2 protein-coding genes are annotated in these 24,403 nt (G+C 65.0%); both read left to right on the top strand.

Going from position 1 to position 24,403, the window contains the following annotated elements:
* Positions 1 to 173: 173 nt before the first annotated feature.
* Complete coding sequence (locus AOA61_RS21200; protein ID WP_099602667.1) at positions 174 to 13,079, top strand: non-ribosomal peptide synthetase; 12,906 nt, start codon at positions 174 to 176, stop codon at positions 13,077 to 13,079.
* The gene (locus tag AOA61_RS21195) at positions 13,076 to 24,403 is read left to right on the top strand and encodes a non-ribosomal peptide synthetase (protein ID WP_099602666.1); all 11,328 of its coding nucleotides are present in this window, start codon (positions 13,076 to 13,078) and stop codon (positions 24,401 to 24,403) included. Before AOA61_RS21200 ends, AOA61_RS21195 begins: the two co-directional genes overlap by 4 nt.

Genomic DNA, 24,403 nt, shown 5'->3' with positions numbered 1-24,403 from the left:
TCCCCCGCCACCCCCCACCCCCCAAATCCCTTAATTTCCTACCCCTACCGGAAGCCTCTCCAGGCCCCCGGCTGCGCCCGCTTTTTAACGTTGGGCGCACAGCGCATCCGATTCAAACGGCAGCTGAAAACGGACTTTCTCCTCCACCGTGACTTACCAGGCAGGTTACCCCCATGCAGTTCAGCGAATTATTGGCAGCGATTTCCACTCATGCGATCCGTCTGCAACTGGAAGAGGGCGATCTGATCATCCTCGGTGACGATGAGGCGTTGGATGACCGGCTGTGGGATCAGTTGATCGCTCACAAGCCCCGACTGCTGGCGCTGGTGGCTGAGCATGGCGGTGATTGGCTGAGCCCGGCTTACCGCATCACGCCTGAGATGTTGCCGTTGGTGAGCCTTGATCAGACGGCCATCGACCGTATTGTCGCGGCCATCCCCGGTGGTGTGGCGAATGTGCAGGATATCTACCCGTTGGCACCGTTGCAGGAGGGCATGCTGTATCACCACCTCTCGGCCGGGCAAGGCGATCCTTACGTGCTGCATGCGCAGTTTGTGTTCGACAGCCGCGCGCGCCTGCACGCTTTTGCCGAGGCGCTGCAATGGGTGATCGACCGTCACGATATTTTGCGCACGTCCATGGTCTGGGAGCGCTTGGACGAGCCGCTGCAAGTGGTGTGGCGCAAGGCGACGCTGGCGTGTGAGGAAGCGCATTTCAGCGGTGGCGATGCCCTGGCTCAACTGATCGCCCGCTACGACGCCCGGACTTACCGGATGGACTTGGGTCAGGCGCCGCTGCTGCGCCTGGTGTTTGCCGACGACCCAGGCAATCAGCGGGTAGCGGCGATGTTGCTGTTCCACCACACCATTCTCGACCACACCGCGCTGGATGTGGTGCGCCACGAGATCCAGTTGTACCTGGCCGGCCAGCAAGCCCAGGCCGCTGAGCCGGTGGCGTTTCGCAGCTATATCGCCCAGGTGCGCCATGGCGTCAGCGAGCAGGCCCATGAAGGGTTTTTCCGCGAGATGCTGGGGGACATTGATGAGCCGACCCTGCCGTTTGGCTTGCAGGATGTGCAGGGCGATGGCCAGGGGATCGACGAGGCGCGCATGCCTGTCGACGCTGATCTGAGCCGCCGCCTGCGCAGCCTCGCGCGGCCCTTGGGCGTCAGCGTGGCAAGCATGATGCACGTGGCGCTGGCCCGGGTATTGGGCGTGGTCTCGGGCCGTGAAGCCGTGGTGTTCGGTACCGTGATGCTCGGCCGCATGGGGGCGGGCGAGGGCGGTGAGCGGGCGTTGGGGATGTTTATCAATACCCTGCCGTTGCGGGTGGATGTGGGCGAGCAGAGCGTGCGCGCCGGGGTCAAGGCCACCCATGAGCGGCTCACCACATTGCTCAATCACGAGCATGCATCCCTCGCGCTGGCCCAGCGTTGCAGCGGGGTCGCCGCGCCGACGCCGCTGTTCAGTGCGATGCTCAACTATCGCCACAGTGCCGCGACGGATATGGCCGAGGTGATCGAGGTGGCCGAGGGCATCCAGGTGCTGGGTGCCGAGGAGCGCACTAACTATCCGCTGACGGTGAATGTGGATGACCTGGGCGAAGGCTTCGCGCTGACAGTGATGGTGGACGCCTCCATTGGCGCAACCCGTGTGGCGAGCTACCTGCACACAGCGCTCCACAGCCTGGCCGACGCCCTTGAACAGCGACCGGAGATGCCGCTTAGCGGCCTGAACATCCTGCCTGAGACCGAGCGTCATCACCTGCTGCACCATCTCAATCACACCCCCCGCGCTTACGCCGACACCGCCCTGATCCACCAGCACGTCGAAGCCCACGCCGCGGCCCACCCCGACGCCATCGCGCTGCGTTTCGAGCAGCAACGCCTCAGCTATCGTCAACTCAACGAACGCGCTAACCAGGTTGCCCATCGCCTGCTGGCCCAGGGCGTGCGCCCCGATGACCGCGTGGCGATCTGCGTGGAGCGCGGCCCGGAAATGATCATCGGGCTGCTGGGCATCCTCAAGGCCGGCGCGGGGTATGTGCCGATCGACCCGGCGTATCCGCTGGAACGCATCGCCTACACCCTGCACGACAGCCAACCGCTGGCGGTGCTGGTGCAGGCCAACACCCGTCACTTGGTGGGCGAACTGGCGCAGATCGACCTCAATGGCCTGCGCGGTGAATCCCTGATCAACCCGCACGTTGCGGTCAGCCCGCAGCACCTGGCCTATGTGATCTACACCTCCGGCTCCACCGGCCAGCCCAAGGGCGTGATGATCGAACACCGCCAGGTGGCGCGACTGTTCAGCGCCACTGAGCAGTGGTTCGGCTTCGACCACACCGATGTGTGGGCACTGTTTCATTCCTTTGCGTTCGACTTCTCCGTGTGGGAAATCTGGGGCGCGTTGATGCACGGCGGCCAGTTGCTGATCGTGCCGCAATTGGTCAGCCGCTCGCCGGACGAGTGCTACACGCTGTTGTGCGAAGCGGGCGTGAGCATCCTCAACCAAACGCCAAGCGCCTTCCGCCTGTTGATTGCGGCCCAGGGCAACAGCCCCCAGGCCCACTCGCTGCGCCAAGTGATTTTCGGCGGCGAAGCCCTGGAGCCGGGCATGCTCAAGCCGTGGTACGCCCGGGCGATCAATGCTGGCACCCAACTGGTGAACATGTACGGCATCACCGAAACCACGGTGCACGTGACTTATCGAGCGCTGCACGCGGCGGATGCGCAGTTGGTGGGCGTGAGTCCGATTGGCGTGCGCATTCCCGACCTGCAACTGTATGTGCTGGACGCACAGCGCGAGCCGCTGCCATTGGGCGTGGTCGGCGAGTTGTACGTCGGTGGTGCCGGTGTGGCGCGGGGTTATCTGAACCGCGCCGAATTAACCGCCGAGCGCTTCCTGACGAACCCAACCACCGGCCAGCGCCTCTACAAAACCGGCGACCTCGGCCGCCTGTTGGCCGATGGCAGCGTGGAATACCTGGGACGTAACGACGACCAGGTAAAAATCCGTGGTTTCCGTATCGAGTTGGGCGAAATCCAGGCGCGCCTCGCCACCGCTCAAGGTGTGCGCGACGCCGTAGTCATCGCCCGTGAAGACACGCCCGGAGACCAACGCCTGGTGGCCTATGTGATCGCCGAAGGCGACATCAACGTCGCGATGCTGCGTGATCATTTGCGGCTGAGCCTGGCTGACCATATGGTGCCCAGCGCCTTCGTGTTGCTGGACACCTTCCCGCTGACCCCCAACGGCAAGCTCGACCGCAAGGCCTTGCCCGCGCCGGATGCCGACGCGTTGGCCCGACGTGATTACGAGGCGCCACGCGGCCCCGTTGAAGTAGCCATCGCGACCCTCTGGCAAGACCTGCTCAAACTTGAACGCATTGGGCGCGACGACAACTTCTTCGAACTGGGCGGTCATTCCCTGCTGGCGGTCAAGCTGATTGAGCGTATGCGCCAGGTCGACCTCAGCGCCGATGTGCGCGTGTTGTTCGGCCAACCCACTCTGGCCGCACTCGCCGCGGCGGTGGGCGGGCAACGGGAAGTACGGGTGCCGGTCAACCAGATCCGCGCAGACAGCCCCGTCATCACCCCGGACATGCTGCCGCTGATCGAACTCGAACAGGCCGCCATCGACCACATCCTGCAACAGGTGCCCGGCGGCATCGGCAATGTGCAGGACATCTACGGCCTCGCGCCGTTGCAGGCCGGCATCCTGTATCACCACCTGGCAACCACCGACGGTGATCCCTACGTGTTGCAGGTGCAGTTGGGCTTCAACGATCAAGCGGCGTTGGACGCGTTTATCCAGGCGCTGCACAGCGTGATCGAACGCAATGACATCCTGCGCACCGCGATCCTCTGGGAAGGCCTGGACGAACCGGTGCAAGTGGTCTGCCGCCAGGCGCCGTTGGCCGTTGAGCGGGTCGAAACCCCAGGCGTGGATGCCCTGGCCCACCTGCAACAGCGTTTCGACCCACGCCACTACCGCCTTGATCTGTCCCGCGCCTCGTTGATGCGCCTGGCCTACGCCGAAGCGCCGGGCGGCTTCGTCGGCATCCTGCTGCTGCACCATATCCTGCTCGACCACACCGCCCTGCACGTGCTGGTGCAGGAGATGAGCGCCAGCCTGTCCGGGCGCAGCGCGCAACTGCCTGACGCGGTGCAGTACCGCACCTACGTGGCCCAGGCGCGGCTGGGGGTGAGCCAGGCCCAGCATGAAGCGTTCTTCAGCGAGATGCTGGGTGATATCGACGAGCCGACTCTGGCGTTCGGTTTGCAGGATGTGCACGGCGACGGCAGCGGCATTGTCGAGGCGCACCTGCCGTTGGAACCGGCCCTGAGCCTGGGCCTGCGCGAACAGGCGCGGCAATTGGGCGTGAGCACGGCGAGCCTGGTGCACCTGGCCTGGGCGCATGTGCTGGGGCAAGTCTCCGGTCAGCAGGACGTGGTGTTCGGCACCGTGCTATTGGGCCGTATGCAGGGCGGCGAGGGTGCCGACCGCGCCCTGGGGATGTTTATCAACACCTTGCCGCTGCGGGTCAGCGTCGGCGCAGTCGGCGTACAAGCCGCCGTGCGCGCCACCCACGCGCGCCTGGCGCAGTTGCTCGGGCATGAGCACGCGTCGCTGTCCCTGGCCCAGCGTTGCAGCGGGGTGCCGGGCTCATTGCCGTTGTTCAGCACGCTGCTCAACTACCGCCACAGCGCGCCGGATGAAGCGCCGGGAGACAGCCCGTTTGCGGCGTCCGGCATCCAGATCCTGAGCTCCGAGGAGCGCAGCAACTACCCGCTGGTGCTCAACGTCGATGACCTGGGCACAGGCTTCGCGCTGACCGTGCAAGGCGTAGCCACGTTGGACGTGCAGCGCGTCGGCGACTACATGCTCACTGCCTTGCGCCATCTGGTGACCGCGTTGCAGCAGGCGCCGACCACGTCAGTGCAAGGCGTATCGATTGTACCGCCTGCCGAGCGCAACCAACTGCTGGTGGAATTCAACGCCACTGCCCGCGATTACCCATCGCAACTGACCGTGCACCAACTGTTCGAAGCCCAGGCCCTGGCGCGTCCCGAAGCCGTGGCGGCGGTGCAAGGCCAGTTATCCTTGAGCTATCGCGACCTCAATCGCCGCGCCAACCGTCTGGCCCATCACCTGATCAACCAGGGCGTGCAACCGGGGGAAAGCGTGGCGATTGCGTTGCCGCGCTCCCTCGATCTGCTGATCTGCCAACTGGCGATCCTCAAGTGTGGCGCCGTGTACGTGCCCCTGGACGTGAATGCGCCGCTGGAACGCCAGGCGTTTATCGTGCAGGACAGTGGCGCGCAGCGGGTGCTCAACTCCCTGGCCGGGCTGAATCTGGACGCGCTGTCCCCGCGCAACCTCGACTTGGTGCTTTCTTCCCACAGCGTGGCGTACATCCTCTACACCTCCGGTTCCACGGGTGCGCCCAAGGGCGTGCAGGTACCACACCGCGCGATCTCGCGCCTTGTGCTCAATAACGGCTACGCCGAGTTCAACCCTCAGGACCGCGTGGCCTTCGCTTCCAACCCGGCGTTCGACGCCAGCACCCTCGACGTGTGTGCGCCGTTGCTCAATGGCGGCTGCGTGGTGGTGGTCGAACAGGCAGTGCTGTTGTCCCAGGCCGCGTTTGCCGCGCTGTTGCAGGAGCAATCCGTCAGCGTGTTGTGGATGACCGCCGGGTTGTTCCACCAGTACGCCGATGCGCTGCTGCCGGTGTTCCCGCAGTTGCGTTATCTGATCGTCGGCGGCGATGTGCTCGACCCGCACGTGATCGGCCGCGTGCTCAAGCACGGCAAGCCCCGGCACTTGCTCAATGGCTATGGGCCGACGGAGGCCACTACGTTCTCCACCACCCATGAAATCACACACCTGGGCGAGGGCAGTATTCCGATTGGCCGGCCGATGGCGAATGCCCAGGCCTATGTGCTGGATGTGCGCCAGCAACTGTTGCCATTGGGCGCGGTCGGCGAGCTGTATATCGGTGGCGCGGGCGTGGCCAAGGGGTACTTGAACCAGCCGCAACTGACCGCCGAAAAATTTATCCCGAACCCGTTTGGCGAGGGCGTGCTGTACCGCACGGGCGATCTGGCGTGCTGGCAGGCCGACGGCACCTTGCTGTACCAGGGACGCAATGACCTGCAAGTGAAGATTCGCGGGTTCCGCATCGAGCCGGGTGAAATCGAAGCCTGCCTGGGAGCCTTCGCTGGCGTGAACGACGCAGTGGTGCTGGTGCGCGAAGACGAACCCGGCGACAAGCGTCTGGTGGCGTACTACACCGCCGCCGCGCCGCTGCCAATCGAAGCGCTGCGCGCCCACCTGCAAGGCCAGTTGCCGGATTACATGGTGCCGTCGGCCTATGTCTGGCTGGCGCTGATGCCGCTCACCGCCAACGGCAAGCTGGACCGCAAAGGCCTACCGGTGCCGGATGCAGGCGCGCTGCTCAGCCGTGGTTATGAAGCGCCGGAAGGCGAGGTGGAAAGCCTGCTGGCGCAGATCTGGCAGGACCTGCTCAAGCTCGACCGTGTGGGCCGGCATGACCATTTCTTTGAGCTGGGCGGGCACTCGCTGCTGGCGGTCAGCCTGATCGAACGCATGCGTCAGGCGGGCCTGAGCGCGGATGTGCGGGTGCTGTTCAACCAGCCGAGCCTGGCGGCGCTGGCGGCGGCGGTGGGCAGTGGTCGGGAGGTTGTGGTGCCGGCCAATGGCATTCCCTCGGGCTGCACCCACATCACGCCAGCGATGCTGACCCTGGTGCAACTCGACCAAAGCGCCATCGACCGCATCATCGCCAACGTCCCCGGCGGCGCGGCAAACGTGCAGGACATCTACCCGCTGGCGCCCTTGCAGGAAGGCATCCTGTACCACCACATCAGCGCCGAGCAGGGCGACCCGTATCTGCTGCAATCACGCATGGCCTTCGACAGCCTTGAGCGGTTGCACGGTTTTATGGGCGCGCTGCAACAGGTCGCCGCCCGTCACGACATCCTGCGTACCGGCGTGGTCTGGGAAGGCCTGGACAGCCCGGTGCAGGTGGTCTGGCGTGAGGCGCAGCTGGTGGTGCAGGAGGTGAACCTTGATCCCGCCGAGGGCGACATCCTCGAACAGCTGCACGCCCGTTTCGATGCGCGGCATTACCGCCTGGATATCACCCAGGCGCCGCTGTTGCGCATGGTTTACGCCCAGGATCCAGTGAACGGGCATGTGGCAGCTATCCTGCTGTTCCACCACTTGGCGCTGGACCACACCGCCATGGACGTGGTCGGCCAGGAGATGGGCGCGTTCCTGTTCAACCACGGCCAGGACTTGCCGGCGGCCGCGCCATTTCGCAACTACGTGGCCCAGGCGCGCCTGGGTGTGAGCGTCGACGAGCATGAGCGGTTTTTCCGCGAAATGCTTGCCGACATCAATGAGCCCACCTTGCCCTTCGGCGTGCAGGACGTGCAGGGCGACGGCCGTGATATCGAAGAGGCCGAACAGGCCCTGACCATGGCGCTGGCCCAACGCGTACGTGAACAGGCGCGGCGCCTGGGCGTGAGCGCGGCAAGCCTGATGCACTTGGCTTGGGCCCAGGTGCTGGGGCTGGTCTGTGGGCGTGACGACGTGGTGTTCGGCACCGTATTGATGGGCCGTATGCAGGCCGGCGACGGTGCGGATCGGGCCTTGGGGATGTTCATCAACACCTTGCCGCTGCGGGTGGACACCGCAGTCAGTGCGGTCGCCGCCGTCAAGGCCACCCATGCACGGTTGAGCGCGTTGCTCGGCCATGAACACGCGTCCCTTGCCCTGGCTCAGCGTTGCAGTGGGGTGGCGGCCTCCACGCCGCTGTTCAGCGCGTTGCTCAACTACCGTCACAGCCATCCCGGCGCCATGGCCCGCGACGGCCAAGGTATTTGGGAAGGCGTGCAGTTGCTGGGCGGTGAAGAGCGCAGCAACTACCCGCTGACCCTGAGCGTCGACGATCTGGGGGAAGGCTTCGGCCTGACCGTGCTGGCCTTGCCCCGCATCGGCGCCCAGCGCCTGTGCGAGTACATGGCCAATGCCGTTGAACACTTGGTCGATAGCCTGGAAAACACCGCGCAAACCCCGCTCAATCAGTTGCCTATTCTTCCCGCCAGCGAACGCGAAACCCTGCTGCGCGAGTTCAACGCCACGGCTGAGGATTTCCCGAGCGGCCACACCGTGCAGGGTGCCTTTGAAATCCAGGCCGACCGCCAGCCTCACGCCATAGCCGTGGTGCAGGACGGCGAGTCGCTGACGTATCAGCAGCTCAACCGCCGTGCCAACCAGTTGGCCCATCACCTGATCGCACAGGGTGTGCAGCCGGACGACCGCGTCGCCCTGTGCTGCCGTCGTGGGCCGCAGATGCTGGTGGGGTTGCTGGGGATTCTCAAGGCCGGCGCCGGTTATGTGCCGATTGACCCCGCGTATCCCGCCGAGCGCATTGCTTACTTATTGCAGGACAGCGCACCGGTAGCGGTGCTGGCCGAAGCGAGCACCCGCGACTTGCTGGGCGCGTTCACCAGCATCGACGTGCACGCAACCTGGCACCACCCCGTCAGCAATCCGCAACTCGCCGCCCTGACACCGGCCCACCTGGCCTATGTGATCTACACCTCGGGCTCCACCGGCCAGCCCAAGGGCGTGATGGTGGAACACCGCACCGTGGAAAACCTGGTGCATTGGCACTGTGAAGCCTTTGGCCTGCACGCCGTCAGCCACACCAGCAGCGTGGCCGGCTTTGGCTTTGATGCGATGGCCTGGGAGGTATGGCCAGCGCTGTGCGTGGGCGCCACCCTGCACCTGCCACCGGAGGATGTGGGCACCGAAAACATCGACGAACTGCTCGCCTGGTGGCTGGCGCAGCCCTTGGACGTGAGCTTCCTGCCCACGCCGGTGGCCGAATACGCGTTCAGCCAGGACTTGCAGCACCCCACCTTGCGCATCCTGCTGATCGGCGGCGACCGCCTGCGCCAGTTCAGCCAGGAGCGACGCTTTGCGGTGATCAACAACTACGGCCCCACCGAAGCCACCGTGGTCGCCACCTCGGGCCGCGTGCGTGCCGGGCAGGCGCTGCATATCGGCCGACCTATCGCCAATGCCAGCGTCTACGTGCTGGACGCGCAGTTGCGTCCGGTGCCGGTGGGGGTGGCCGGAGAACTCTATGTGGGCGGCAGCGGCGTGGCGCGGGGTTACCTCAATCGCCCGGACTTGAGCGCTGAACGCTTTCTGCAAGACCCGTTCAATGACGGGCGCATGTACCGCACCGGCGACCTGGTGCGCTGGTTGCCCGATGGCAATATCGAGTACCTGGGACGCAACGATGACCAGGTAAAAATCCGTGGCGTGCGCGTTGAACTGGGCGAAATCGAAAGCCGCCTGGCGGCACTGCAAGGCGTCGGCGACGCGGTGGTGCTGGTGCGCGAAGGCCGCTTGATCGCCTGGTTCACCGAGCAACAGCCGCTGCTGATTGAAAGCCTGCGCGAGCAACTGCAGGCGCAGTTACCGGAGGCTTTGGTGCCGGTGGCTTACGTCAAACTCGACGCGCTGCCCCTGACCGCTAACGGCAAACTCGACCGCGGTGCCTTGCCGGCACCGGATCAGGCCGCGTTGCTGACCCGTGACTACGAAGCGCCTCAGGGTGAAGTGGAAACCACCCTGGCCGCGATCTGGGCTGAGGTGTTGCAGGTTGAGCAGGTGGGTCGCCACGATCATTTCTTTGAGCTGGGCGGCCATTCGTTGCTGGCGGTCAGCCTGATCGAACGCATGCGCCAGGTCGGCCTCAGCGCCGATGTGCGCGTGCTGTTCAGCCAGCCGACCCTGGCCGCGCTGGCGGCAGCGGTGGGCAGTGGGCGCGAAGTGCAGGTGCCCGCCAACCGCATCCCGATCGACTGCCAGCGCCTGACCCCGGACCTGTTGTCGCTGGTGGAACTCGACCAATCCACCCTTGATCAAGTGGTTGCCCAGGTGCCCGGTGGCGCTGCCAATGTGCAGGACATCTACCCGTTGGCGCCGTTGCAGGAAGGCATTCTCTACCACTACCTCACCGCCGAGCAGGGCGACCCGTATCTGCTGCAATCGCACCTGGCGTTCGACAGTGTCGAGCGCCTGCACGCCTTCGCCCAGGCGCTGCAACAGGTGATCGACCGCCACGACATCCTGCGTACCGGCGTGGTGTGGGAAGGGCTGGTGCAACCGCTGCAAGTGGTGTGGCGCAAGGCCCGGTTGCCCCTTGAACAGCTGCAGCTTGAAGGCGATGTACTGGCCGGCCTGCATCAACGTTTTGATGCACGCCGCTACCGCCTGGACATCAGCCAAGCGCCGTTGATTCGCCTGGCCTACGCCGACGATCCGGCCAACCAGCGTGTGGTTGTGGTGCTGCTCTATCACCATATCGCCCTCGACCACACCGCCTTTGACGTGGTGCTGCGGGAAATGCAGGGTTATCTGCTGGGCCATCCGGCGCCGACCGCTGCACCGATGCCGTACCGCAACTACGTGGCCCAGGCGCGCTTGGGTGTGAGTGAGCAGGAGCATGAAACGTTCTTCCGCACCCTGCTCGGCGATGTCGACGAGCCAACCCTGCCATTCGGCCTGCAAAACGTGCGCGGCGACGGTAACGCCATCGAAGAGCACCGCCTGCACCTGGACAGCGACCTCAACCGCCGCCTGCGTGCCCAGGCCCGTTTGCTGGGTGTGAGCACCGCGAGCCTGTTCCACCTGGCCTGGGGCCAAGTGCTGGCGGCCACGTCCGGGCGCCAGAGTGTGGTGTTCGGCACTGTGTTGGTGGGGCGTCTGCAAGGCGGTGAAGGGGCCGACCGTGCGCTGGGCGTGTTCATCAATACGTTGCCGCTGCGCCTGGATATCGACGGTCAGGGCGCACGCTCCGCCGTACGCGCCACGCATGCGCGGCTCACCGCTTTGCTCGGTCATGAGCACGCTTCCCTGGCCCTGGCCCAGCGTTGCAGCGGCGTGGCTGCACCTGCGCCGTTGTTCAGCTCAATGCTCAACTATCGCCATCGCGGCGGCGCCACCCGTTCCCAGGAGGCGCAACACGCCTGGGAAGGTATGCAGACCCTGGTCAACGACGGGCGCACCAACTACCCGCTGACCTTGAACGTGGATGACCTGGGTGATGGCTACGACGTGACTGCGTTGGCCCAGGTCGATGCGCAACGCGTCTGCGGGTACCTGCAAGTGGCCCTGTCCGGGCTGGTCGAGGCCCTGGAGCAGGCACCGAACCAGGCGCTCAATCGCCTGCCGATCCTGAGTTCCGAGGAGCGACACACACTGCTGGTGACGTTCAACGCCACGGAGGTGAACTACAACCTCGACCAGACCCTGCACGGGATGTTCGAAGCCCAAGTTCAGCGCACGCCGCACGCCATCGCGGTGAAGGCGGGCGAGCAGCAGCTTACCTACCAACAACTCAACGAGCGTGCCAATCGCCTGGCCCATCATCTGCGCGCGCTGGGTGTACAGCCGGATGCCCGGGTGGGGATTTGCCTGGAGCGGGGCCTGGACATGGTCGTCGGCCTGTTCGCCATCCTCAAGGCCGGTGGCGGTTATGTGCCGCTGGACCCGGCGCACCCGCTGGAGCGTATCGCCTACATGCTGCACGACAGCGCGCCGGTCGTGGTGCTGGCCCAGAACGCCACCTCAGGCTTGCTGGGCGACGTGCCGCTGCTCAATCTGGACCTGAACACCTGGCAGCATCAGCCGCTGAGCAACCCCGAGGTACCGGGCCTGACCGCCCGGCATCAGGCCTACGTGATCTACACCTCAGGCTCCACTGGCCAGCCCAAAGGCGTGATCAACGAACACGCCGGGGTGGTCAACCGGCTGCTGTGGATGCAGGACGCTTATGGCCTCAAGGCCGATGACGCGGTGTTGCAGAAAACCCCGTTCAGTTTCGACGTGTCGGTATGGGAATTCTTCTGGCCGCTGTTCACGGGCGCACGCTTGGTGATGGCGCGCCCCGGCGGGCATAAGGACCCGGCATACCTGTGCGAGGTGATCGAGGCCGAACACATCACCACGTTGCACTTTGTGCCGTCGATGCTCGACGTGTTCCTGGCCCATGGCGATGTGAGCCAGGCGGCTGGGCTGGTGCGGGTGATGTGCAGCGGCGAAGCGCTGCCGGGCAGCCTGGTGCGCCGTTTCAAGGCGCAGTTGCCGGGGATCGGCCTGTACAACCTGTACGGCCCGACTGAAGCGGCGGTGGACGTGACCGCCTGGAACTGCGCACGCCCCGACGTGCCGGACAACACTCCCATCGGCAAGCCCATCGCCAATACGCGCATGTACGTGCTGGATGCGCAGTTGCAGCCGGTGCCGCTGGGTGTGGTCGGCGAGCTGTTTATCGGCGGTGTGCAAGTGGCGCGGGGTTACCTGAACCGCCCTGAGCTGACTGCCGAGCGCTTTCTCGACGACCCGTTCCACGCGGGTCGGATGTACCGCACCGGCGACCTTGGCCGCTACTTGCCCGACGGCACTATCGAATACCTGGGCCGCAATGACGACCAGGTCAAGATCCGTGGCCTGCGTATCGAACTGGGGGAAATCCAGGCGCGTCTGCTTGAGCACTCCCAGGTCAGCGAAGCGGCGGTGGTCGCCCGTGAAGATCGCCTCGTCGCCTACTACACCGGTACGCCAACCGAGATCGATGCACTGCGCGCTCACCTGCTGCAACACCTGCCGGACTTTATGGTGCCCGCGCTGTTCGTGCACCTCGACGCGCTGCCCTTGAGCCCCAACGGCAAACTCGACCGCAAGGCTTTGCCAGCGCCCGGCCTGCACGCCTTGAACGTGCGTGAGTACGAAGCGCCGGAAGGCGACACCGAAATCCTGCTGGCGCAGCTGTGGGCCGAGTTGCTCAACGTGGAGCGGGTCGGGCGCCAGGATAATTTCTTTGAACTGGGCGGGCACTCGCTGCTTGCCGTGAGCTTGATCGGGCGCTTGCGCCAGGAAGGCATGGAAGCTGACGTCCGGGCGCTGTTCGAACAGCCGACCCTGGCCGGCTACGCCGCAATGACCGAACGAATGGAGATCGTCCTGTGAGCCTCTTAGAGCTGCTGGCAACCCTGAAAACCAAGGACATCCAACTGGCGCTCAAGGGCGAGCAGTTGTCGGTGCAAGGCAACAAGCAAGCGTTGAGTGACCCGGCGATCCTTGCCGCCTTGCGCGAGCACAAACCGGCGCTGATCGAGCTGATTAAGGCCGGCGAGTATTCCGCCACCAAGGCCGGTGAAGTCGACGTGCCGGCCAATGGCATCCCGGCCGGCGCCCAGCACATCACACCGGACATGCTGACGTTGTCCAGCCTCAGCCAGGACGAGATCGACCGCATCGTCGCCACCGTCGACGGCGGCGTGGCGAATATCCAGGACATCTACCCGCTGGCACCGTTGCAGGAAGGCATCCTGTTCCACCATGTCAGCGCTGAGCAGGGCGACCCGTACGTCATGCAATCTCAGTTCGCGTTCGACAGCCTGGCGCGCTTCGAGGCGTTCGCCCAGGCGCTGCAAGCGGTGATGGACCGCCATGACATCCTGCGCACCGGCGTGGTCTGGGATGGCCTGCAACAGCCGTCGCAAGTGGTGTGGCGCACGGCGCGCCTGCCGGTACAGGCCTTGCAACTCGACCCGGCGGATGGCGAGATCGCCGCCCAACTGCACGGCCTGTTCGATGCGCGTCACTATCGCCTCGACGTGACCCAGGCGCCGTTGCTGCGTTTGGTGCGTGCCGATGACCCGGCCAATGGGCGTATCGTCGCCACTTTGCTGTTCCACCACATGGCCCTAGACCATAGCGCCCTGGAAGTGGTGTGCCATGAAATGCAGGCGTGCCTGCTGGGGCAGGGCGCGGCGTTGGGCCAGGCGGTGCCGTTTCGCAACTATGTAGCCCAGGCACGGCTGGGCATCAGCGAGCAGGAACACGAAGGCTTCTTCCGCCAGATGCTTGGCGATATCAGCGAGCCGACCTTGCCGTTTGGCTTGCAGGATGTGCAGCGCGATGCGCGGGGCATCAGCGAGCTCAGCCTGCCCTTGGCGGCGCTATTGAGCCAGCGCTTGCGCACCCAGGCGCGGCAGTTGGGGGTAAGCGCGGCAAGCCTGTTTCACCTGGGCTGGGCGCAGGTGTTGGGAGCATTGGCCGGCAAGCAACAGGTGGTGTTCGGCACGGTGTTGATGGGCCGTATGCAAGGCAGTCATGACACGGACCGCGCCTTGGGCATCTTCATCAACACCTTGCCGTTTCGCGTGGACGTGGACGGCCAGGACGTGCGCGCCGGGGTCAAGGCCACCCATGGTCGGCTCACCACACTGCTGCGCCACGAGCATGCGGCACTGGCCCTGGCTCAGCGCTGCAGTGGGGTGATCGCGCCGACGCCGTTGTTCAGCGCGCTGCTCAACTATCGCCACAGCGCGCCCGCCGCCAGCGCCGAAGCCGTCTCGGCGTGGCAAGGCATCGCCGCCCTCAGTGCTGAAGAACGCACCAACTATCCACTGACCCTGAGCGTCGATGACCTGGGCGAAGGCTTTGGCCTGAGCCTGCTGGCCAGCACCCAGGTGGACCCGCAGCGGGTCTGCGCCTACCTGCAAACTGCCCTGGAAAACCTGGTGACGGCTCTGGAGCAGGCGCCGGACACCGCGCTCAATCAAGTGTCGGTGGTGCCCGCCGTCGAGCAGCGGTTGCTGTTGGAACAGTTCAACGCCACCCAGGCCGAGTTCCCCCAGGGCACCACCTTGCATGGGCGTATCGAAGCCCAGGCCGTTCTCACGCCGCATGCCATCGCGGCGGTGCAGCTTGAACGCTCGCTGACCTACGCTGAGCTCAACGGGCAAGCCAACCTGCTGGCCCATCACTTGCTGGCGCTGGGCGTCAAACCCGATGACCGCGTGGCCATCGTCGCCCGTCGTGGACTGGACACCTTGGCCGGGTTGCTGGCGATCCTTAAAGCCGGCGCCTGCTACGTACCGGTGGACCCGTCCCACCCGGCCGAGCGCCTCGCGTACCTGCTCAGCGACAGCGCCCCAGTGGCGGTGCTGACTCAGCACGCGTTGCTCGAACGCCTGCCCGAGCTGGACGTGCCGGTGATCAACCTGGACCGCTACACCTGGCACCACCACGCGGCGAGCAATCCCAGCGTCGCCGTGACTCCCGCGAACCTCGCCTATGTGATCTACACCTCCGGCTCCACCGGCCTGCCCAAAGGTGTGATGGTGGAACACCACACCGTCACCAACCTGGTGGATTGGCATTGCCGCGCCTTCGACCTCTGCGCCGGGCGCCACACCGCCAGCGTCGCCGGGTTCGGCTTTGATGCCATGGCCTGGGAAGTGTGGCCGGCGCTGTGTGTCGGCGCGACCCTGCACCTGCCACCGGCCCACGACGGCCCCGAAGACATCGACGCGTTGCTGGCCTGGTGGTGCGCGCAACCGCTGGATGTGTGCTTCCTGCCGACGCCGGTGGCCGAGTACGCCTTCAGCCAGCACATCGAGCACCCGACGCTGCGCACCTTGCTGGTCGGCGGCGACCGCCTGCGGCAGTTCGGGCGGGCGCAGCGGTTTGAGCTAATCAACAACTACGGCCCTACCGAAGCCACGGTGGTCGCCACCTCTGGCAAGGTCGAGGCGGGGCAGGCGTTGCATATCGGCAAACCCATCGCCAATGCCACGGTGTACGTGCTGGACGAGCAACAACGCCCGGTGCCGCTGGGCGTGGCGGGTGAGTTGTATGTGGGCGGCAAGGGCGTGGCGCGTGGCTACCTGAACCGTCCGCAACTGACCGCCGAACGCTTCCTGGACGACCCGTTCAACGTCGGACGCATGTACCGCACCGGTGACCTGGTGCGCTGGTTGCCCGACGGCAACCTCGATTACCTGGGCCGCAATGACGATCAGGTGAAAATCCGTGGTGTGCGCATCGAACTGGGGGAAATCGAAACCCAACTCAACCAACTGCCGAGCTTGCAAGAAGTGGTGGTGCTGGTGCGTGACGAGCGGCTGGTGGCGTACTACACCGAAAACCCGCAACTTGACTCATTGGCGGTGGGCGATATCCGCGCCCATCTGGTGGCGCACCTGCCGGACTACATGGTCCCGGTCGCCTTCATGAAACTTGACGCGCTGCCCTTGACCGCCAACGGCAAGCTCGACCGCAAGGCCCTGCCAGCGCCGGATAGGGCCGCCGTGTTTACCCGCCAATACGCGACGCCCGAGGGCGAGATCGAAAGCAGCCTGGCGCAGATCTGGGCCGATGTCTTGCAGGTAGAGCGCGTCGGCCGTTACGACCACTTCTTTGAACTGGGCGGGCACTCGCTGCTCGCCATGCGCATGGTGTCCCAGGTGCGCCAACGACTGGGCGTGGAGCTGTTGCTCAGCGACCTGTTTGCCAATGCCGAACTGGCCGCCGTTGCCGACGTGCTGGCCCAGGCCGGTCGCAGCACCTTGCCGGCGATCCTGCCGGCCAACCGCGATGAGCCGGTGCCGCTGTCGTTCGCCCAGCAGCGCTTGTGGTTCCTGGCGTTGATGGAAGGCGCCAACACGGCCTACAACATTCCCATCGGCTTGCGCCTGCGCGGGCAACTGCATGTGCAGGCCTTGCAACGGGCGCTGGCGCGGATCGTTGCGCGGCACGAAACCCTGCGCAGCCGCTTCGCCCAGCACGGTGACGACGCCCAGGTGCTGATCGTCGCGGCCGACGACGTGCTGCCGCTGCAAGTGCAGGACTTGCGCCGCCACCCGCAACCGCAACAGGCGCTGGATGCGTTGATCCACGGCGAAGCGTCGGCGCCGTTCGACCTCGAACGCGGCCCGCTGCTGCGCGGGCGCCTGGTGGTGATGGCCGACGAGCACCATGTGCTGTTGCTGACCCTGCACCATATCGTCTCCGATGGCTGGTCCATGGGCGTACTCACCCGCGAACTGATGGCGCTGTACCAGGCCTTCAGCCATGGGCAGCCCGACCCGTTGCCGCCACTGCCGATCCAATACGGCGACTTTGCCGTGTGGCAACGCTTTCGGCTCAGCGGCGAAGTACTTCACCGCCAGAGCCGATATTGGCAACAGGCCCTGGCTGGTGCGCCAGCGTTGCTCAGCCTGCCCACCGACCGCCCGCGCCCGGCGCAGCAGGACTACGCCGGCAGCAGCGTGGAGATCCGTCTGGACGAGCGCCTCACCGCCGGGCTCAAGGCCTTGAGCCAACGCCATGGCAGCACGCTGTACATGACGGTAATGACCGCCTGGGCGTCCTTGCTCGCGCGGCTCTCGGGGCAGGCAGATGTGGTGATTGGCTCGCCGGTCGCCAACCGTACGCGCACTGAAGTCGAAGGCCTCATCGGCCTGTTCGTCAACACCCTGGCGGTGCGCATCGACACCTCGGGCGCGCCCACTACCGAAGCGCTGCTGGCGCGGGTCAAGGCGCTGACCTTGGCGGCCCAGGCCCATCAAGACCTGCCCTTCGAGCAAGTGGTCGAAATCACCCGGCCGGTACGCAGCCTGGCCCACAGCCCATTGTTCCAAACCCTGTTGGCCTGGCAGGACAGCAGCGCGCCGATCCTGGCCCTGGGCGACCTGGCCCTGGAAGGCATCGTGGAGAACAGCCACTTTGCCAAGTTCGACCTCTCGCTGAACCTCGGCGAAGTGCAGGGCACGATTATCGGCGCGCTGGAATACGCCGTGGCGCTGTTCGATGAAGCGACGATGCAGCGTTACGTCGGTTACTTCACCCGCGTGTTGCAGGCCATGGTCGATAACGACCAGGCGGTGCTGGAGCATGCGCCGCTGCTGGACGAGGGCGAGCGCCGGCACGTGCTGTTCGATTTCAACGCCACCCAGGTGGATTACAACCTCGACCAGACTTTGCACGGCATGTTTGAAGCCCAGGTGGCCCGCACGCCCCATGCGATTGCGCTCAAGGCTGGCGAACAGCAACTGACGTACGCCGAGCTCAACGCGCGGGCCAACCAACTCGCCCATCACTTGCTGGCGCTGGGTGTCCAGCCGGATTCGCGGGTGGCGATCTGCGTGGAGCGCGGCCTGGAGATGGTCATCGGCCTGTACGCGATCCTCAAGGCCGGCGCCGCTTATGTGCCGCTGGACCCGGCTTACCCGCTGGAGCGCATCGCCTACATGCTCAGCGACAGCGCACCCGCTGTTGTACTGATCCAGGGCGCTACTCGTGCGCTGGTGGGCGCGGTGCCGGTGGTCGATCTGGACCAACCGAGCTGGCACGCGCAATCCGTGGATAACCCCGCGGTGCAGGGCCTGAGCGCCTATGTGATCTACACCTCCGGCTCCACTGGCCAGCCCAAGGGCGTGATCAACGACCATGGCGGCGTGGTCAATCGCCTGCTGTGGATGCAGGACGAGTATGGGCTCACCGCCCAGGACCGGGTCTTGCAGAAAACCCCGTTCAGCTTTGATGTGTCGGTCTGGGAATTCTTCTGGCCGCTGTTCACCGGCGCCTGCCTGGTGATGGCGCGTCCTGGCGGGCATAAAGACCCGGCGTACCTGTGCGAGGTGATCGAGGCCGAACACATCACCACGTTGCACTTTGTGCCGTCGATGCTCGACGTGTTCCTGGCCCATGGCGACGTCAGCCAGGCGGCCGGGCTGGTGCGGGTGATGTGCAGCGGCGAAGCCTTGCCGGGCAGCCTGGTGCGCCGGTTCAAGGCGCAGTTGCCGGGGATCGGCTTGTACAACCTGTATGGCCCGACCGAAGCGGCCGTCGACGTGACGGCATGGAGCTGCGCGGGCCCTGTGACGCCGGACAACACGCCCATCGGTAAGCCCATTGCCAACACCCGCATGTACCTGCTGGACGCGCAGTTGCAACCGGTGCCGCTGGGCGTGGTCGGCGAGCTGTTTATCGGCGGCGTGCAAGTGGCGCGGGGGTACCTGAACCGTGCGGAACTGACCGCCGAACGCTTTCTTCAAGATCCATTTACCAGCGGCCGCATGTACCGCACCGGCGACGTTGGCCGCTACTTGCCCGATGGGAATATTGAGTACCTGGGCCGCAACGACGATCAGGTGAAAATCCGTGGCCTGCGTATCGAACTGGGCGAGATCCAGGCGCGCCTGACCGAGTGCCCAGCAGTCAACGAGGCCGCCGTGATCGCCCGCGAAGACCGTCTGGTGGCGTACTACACCGGAGCCTTCACCGACATCGACGTGCTGCGCAGTCAGTTGCTGCATCACTTGCCTGAATTCATGGTGCCGGCGATCTTCGTTCATCTCGACGCATTGCCCCTGAGTCCCAATGGCAAACTCGACCGCAAGGCGCTGCCCGCGCCGGGCCTGGATTCGGTGGTGGTGCGCGAATACGAAGCGCCCCAGGGCGACACGGAAATCGCCCTGGCAAGCCTGTGGGCCGAGTTGCTCAAGGTGGAACGTGTGGGCCGTCACGATAACTTCTTCGAACTGGGCGGGCATTCGTTGCTGGCGGTGAGCCTGATGGGGCGCATGCGCGGCCTTGGCTTGTCGGCGGACGTAAAAGTGCTGTTTGGTCAGCCAACCTTGTCGGCACTGGCGGCGGCGTTGGGCACTGGTCGTGAAGTGGCGGTGCCGGTCAATGGCATCGTTGACGGTTGCACGTCGATCACGCCGGGCATGTTGCCGCTGATCGCGCTGGAGCAAGTCGCCATCGACCGCCTCGTCGACTGCATCCCCGGCGGTGCGGCGAATGTGCAGGATATCTACCCCCTGACGCCGTTGCAGGCCGGCATGCTCTATCACCACCGCGCCGTGCAGGAAGGCGATGCCTATGTGTTGCAGGCGCAGTTTGCCTTTGACAGCCGCCAACGTCTGGATGCGTTTGCCCTGGCGTTGCAGGCGGTGATCGAGCGCCACGACATCCTGCGCTCGTCGTTCCACTGGGACGGCCTGGAAGAACCGGTGCAGGTGGTCTGGCGCAAAGCGTCGCTGCGGGTTGAAACCGCGCCGCTGCCGCAACGCCTCGACCTGTCCCAAGCGCCGTTGATGCGCCTGGTGTGCAGCGAAGAAACCCCGCGTGTGGTCGCCACCTTACTGTTCCATCACTTGGTCATGGACCACATCGCCCTGGAGATCCTGCAACACGAGATGCAGGCGTTTCTGTTGGGCACTCAACACCGCCTGGGAACGCCTGTGCCGTATCGCAATTACGTGGCGCAGATGCGCTTGGGCGCAGACGATCACGAAGGGTTTTTCCGCGAAATGCTCGGCCAGATCGACGAGCCCACGGAAGTGGCCAAGCTGGGCATCGATGAGCAGGCCCGTCTGACGATTGCTCCCGAATTAAGCCAGCGCCTGCGCACTCAGGCGCGCCAGTCCGGCGTCAGCGCCGCCAGCCTGATGCACTTGGGCTGGGCCCAGGTGCTGGGCAAGGTGTCCGGCCGTGAGCAGGTGGTGTTCGGCACGGTAATGCTTGGCCGCCTGCAAGGCGGTGAAGGCGCCGAGCGGGCCATGGGCGTCTTTATCAATACGTTGCCATTGCGTGTCGACCTGGGCGAGCACTCGGTACGCCACGCCGCGCGCGCCACCCATGCGCGGCTGAGCCAACTGCTCAGTCATGAACACGCGCCGCTGGCATTGGCCCAGCGTTGCAGCGGCGTGCCGGTGACCACGCCGCTGTTCAGTGTGCTATTCAACTATCGGCACAGCGCGCCGCAGGCCGGTGCAGTCGCCGAGGCATGGCAAGGTATTGAGCTGCTCAAGGCCGAGGAACACAGCAACTATGGCCTGTCGATGAGCGTGGATGACCAGGGCGATGGCTTCACCTTGAAAGCCTCGGGTCAGGGCGCCCGGCGCCTGTGTGAGTACCTGAATGTGGCCCTGGAGCAACTGGTGCAGGCGCTGGAACAGGGCAGCGATGTCGCCATCAGCCGCTTGTCGATCCTGCCCGCCGCCGAACAGCACCAACTGCGGCTAGCGTTCAATGCCAGCACCCGCGACTTCCCCCGTGAACACACCGTGCAGCGTCTGTTCGAAGCCCAGGCCCAGGCGCGTCCGGACGCATTGGCCGTGGTGCATGGCGAGCAGCGCCTGAGCTACGGCGAGCTCAATACCCGCGCCAATTGCCTGGCCCATTACCTGTTAGGACTGGGCGTAAAACCTGGCGACAACGTGGCGATCCTGCTGCCGCGTTCTGTCGCGCTGCTGGTCGGCCAACTGGCCGTGTTGAAGTGCGCGGCCGCCTATGTGCCGCTGGATATCAACGCGCCCGCCGAACGTCAGGCGTTCATGGTGCGGGACAGCGGTGCGCGCTGGTTGTTGACCCACAGCGACGCGGTGATCGAATACGCGGCGCAACGCCTGGACGTGGACACCCTGGCCCTCGATCCACAACCTAGCCATAACCCGGATTTGTCGCAGTCTTCGGACAGCGAGGCGTACATCATGTACACCTCCGGCTCCACCGGCGTTCCCAAGGGTGTGCTGGTGCCCCACCGGGGCATCACGCGGTTGGTACTCAACAACGGCTATGCCGATTTCAATGCCAGCGACCGCGTGGCCTTCGCCTCCAACCCGGCGTTCGACGCCAGCACCATGGATGTATGGGGGCCACTGCTTAATGGCGGGCAAGTGCAGGTGATTGATCATGCCACCTTGCTCGACCCTGTGGCATTCGGCATGGCGTTAAAGGGCGCGACGGTATTGTTCGTCACCACGGCGCTGTTCAACCAGTACGTGCAACTGATTCCCGACGCGTTGGCGGGTTTGCGCATCCTGCTGTGCGGCGGCGAGCGTGCCGATCCGGCGGCGTTCCGCAGCCTGTTGGCCCAGGCGCCGACGTTGCGCCTGGTGCATTGCTACGGCCCAACGGAAACCACCACCTACGCCACCACCTATGAAGTGCGCGCACTTGCCGACGACGCCGACAGCGTGCCGGTGGGGCGACCGATCTCCAACACCCAGATTTATGTGCTGGATGCGCACTTGCAGCCAGTGCCCCAGGGCGTGGCCGGTGAAATCTGCATCGGTGGTGACGGCGTGGCCAAGGGGTACTTGAACCGTCCTGAACTGACCGCTGAAAAGTTTGTGCAGGATCCGTTCAACCCAGGCGCCTTGATGTACCGCACTGGCGACCTCGGCCGCTGGACGGCGCAGGGCCTGCTCGAATGCATTGGGCGCAATGACGATCAGGTGAAAATCCGTGGTTTCCGTATTGAGCTGGGAGAGATCGAAGCGCGCCTGATGACCTGCGTGGGTATTCAGGACGCGGTCGTGTTGGCCCGTGAAGACGCGCCGGGGGATAAGCGCTTGGTGGCGTATTTCACCTGGGCTGCCGAACCGGTCGGCATCGACAACGTACGTGCCCATCTTCAAGGGCAACTGCCAGACTACATGCTGCCATCGGCCTATGTGCCGCTGGACCACTTGCCGTTGACTGCCAATGGCAAGGTTGACCGCAAAGCCTTGCCGGTGCCGGCTCTGGACGCGCTGGTCAGTCGTGATTTCGAAGCACCGACCGACGCCCTGGAACAGACCTTGGCGCAATTATGGGGCGAGGTGCTGAAGCTGGAGCAGGTGGGCCGGCATGACAGCTTCTTTGAACTGGGCGGGCATTCGCTGTTGGCGATTCGCCTGGTCAACCTGATGGACGAAGCGGGGCTGGCAGTGAGCCTGGCCGAGTTGTTCCAGCACGCCAGCGTGGCGTCGGTGGCGGCCATGCTGCGCCAGCGCACCGCTGAGCCGGTGCGCGACAGCTCGGTGATTACGGTGCGCAGCAGCGGCTCGCAAGCGCCGTTGTTCCTGGTGCATGAGTTCAGCGGCATGGACGTGTATTTCCCGGCGCTGGGCCAGCATTTACCGGGTGATTACCCGATCTATGGCCTACCGGGTGTGGCGCTCGGCGAGGCGCACCTCAACACCCTGGAAGGCTTGGCGGCGCGCATGGTGGTCCTGATTCGCGGCTTGCAGCCCCATGGGCCGTATCGCATCGCCGGCTGGTCATTTGGCGGTGTGCTGGCCTATGAAGTGGCGATGCAACTACTGGGGCTGGATGAACCGGTGGCGTTCCTTGGCTTGATCGACAGCTACGTGCCGCGCCTGACCGACCAGGGCAAGGCGCGTTGGAGCGGGCCAGACGCGCTTAAGCGGCATTTGCTGTTGCAGTGCCGCGCCTATTGGAACGCACAGGGAGGTGTGGATGAGCTGGCAAGGATTGAACAGTTGGACGCGCAGATTGGACAGTTGGACTTTGCAGGTGTGCTGCAACGCTGTCGCGATCAAGGTTTGCTATACGCGCAAATGGCGGCGGCTGCGGATGCGGACCTCTTGAGCTTTATCGAGCGCGAAGTCGGGCATGGGCATGCGCTGGCGCACTACAGCTTGTTTCCGCTGCCGGTGCCTGTGCACCTGTTCAGCGCTATAGAGCGGCCGACCGAGTTGTCGCGGCGCAGTGTGTCGCTGGGTTGGGATGACGCCCTGGCGCCTGGGCAGTTGCGTCAGGTTGAAGTGCCGGGTGATCACCAGAGAATGATGCAGGCGCCGCATATCCGTGCGCTGGGTGCGGCGATGACAGAAGCATTGGCAGGGTGTTCACCGGTGAGGGAAACGGCGCATCAACCGTTGCTGCGGATCCAGAGCGGACGGGCCGGGTATGCGCCGGTGTTCTGCGTGCCGGGGGCAGGGGACAGCGTCACCGGGTTTGTGGGCCTGAGCGAAGCGCTTGGACGGGACTGGCCGTTGTTTGGCTTGCAGCCACGTGGGTTGGATGGCGAGGCGGTGCCCCACAGCCAGGTGGAAGCGGCAGCGCGCTGTTATCTGCACGCGCTGGAACACGAGTGCCCGCATGGGCCGGTGCATCTGGTCGGGCATTCGTTTGGCGGCTGGGTGGCACTGGAGATGGCGCTGCGGTTGCAGGCGGCTGGACGGGAAGTGGCGTCGTTGACGGTAATCGACAGCGAAGCGCCGGGTAGTGCGGGTCGGGCTTATACGACGACGGCGGCGTTGTTGAGGTTGATCGAGGCGATGCAGCTGGCGGCGGGGAAACGCTTGGGGATTGACCGTGAAACCTTCGCGGTTGGCGACGAAGTGGCGCAGCGCCAGAGCCTGCATGGGGGAATGGTTGGGGTGGGGTTGTTGCCGGCCCGTGCCAGTGTTGATGCGATGGCGGGACCGGCCCGGACTTATGCGGCGGCGTTGCGTACGGAGTATCGGCCGACTCAGCGATATCGCGGGGTGGTGCGGTTGGTGTTGGCGCAGGATCCGGCGTTGGATGCGGTGGGCAATCAGCGGGAGCAGGGGGGGATGATTGAGGGGTGGCGTAAGCAGGGCAGCTCTTTGGAGGTTTGGTATGGAGTGGGGAATCACTTCACATTGCTCAAAGCACCGAATGTTCACGGGCTGGCGCGGTGGTGGTTGGACACTGCGGTGATTGGGGAGGTGGTTTCGTGA

The sequence above is a fragment of the Pseudomonas sp. 2995-1 genome (assembly GCF_002742505.1).
Classification (GTDB): Bacteria; Pseudomonadota; Gammaproteobacteria; order Pseudomonadales; family Pseudomonadaceae; genus Aquipseudomonas; species Aquipseudomonas sivasensis.
Note: the sequence above shows the minus strand (reverse complement) of the source record. Positions and strands in the feature narration are given on the sequence as shown.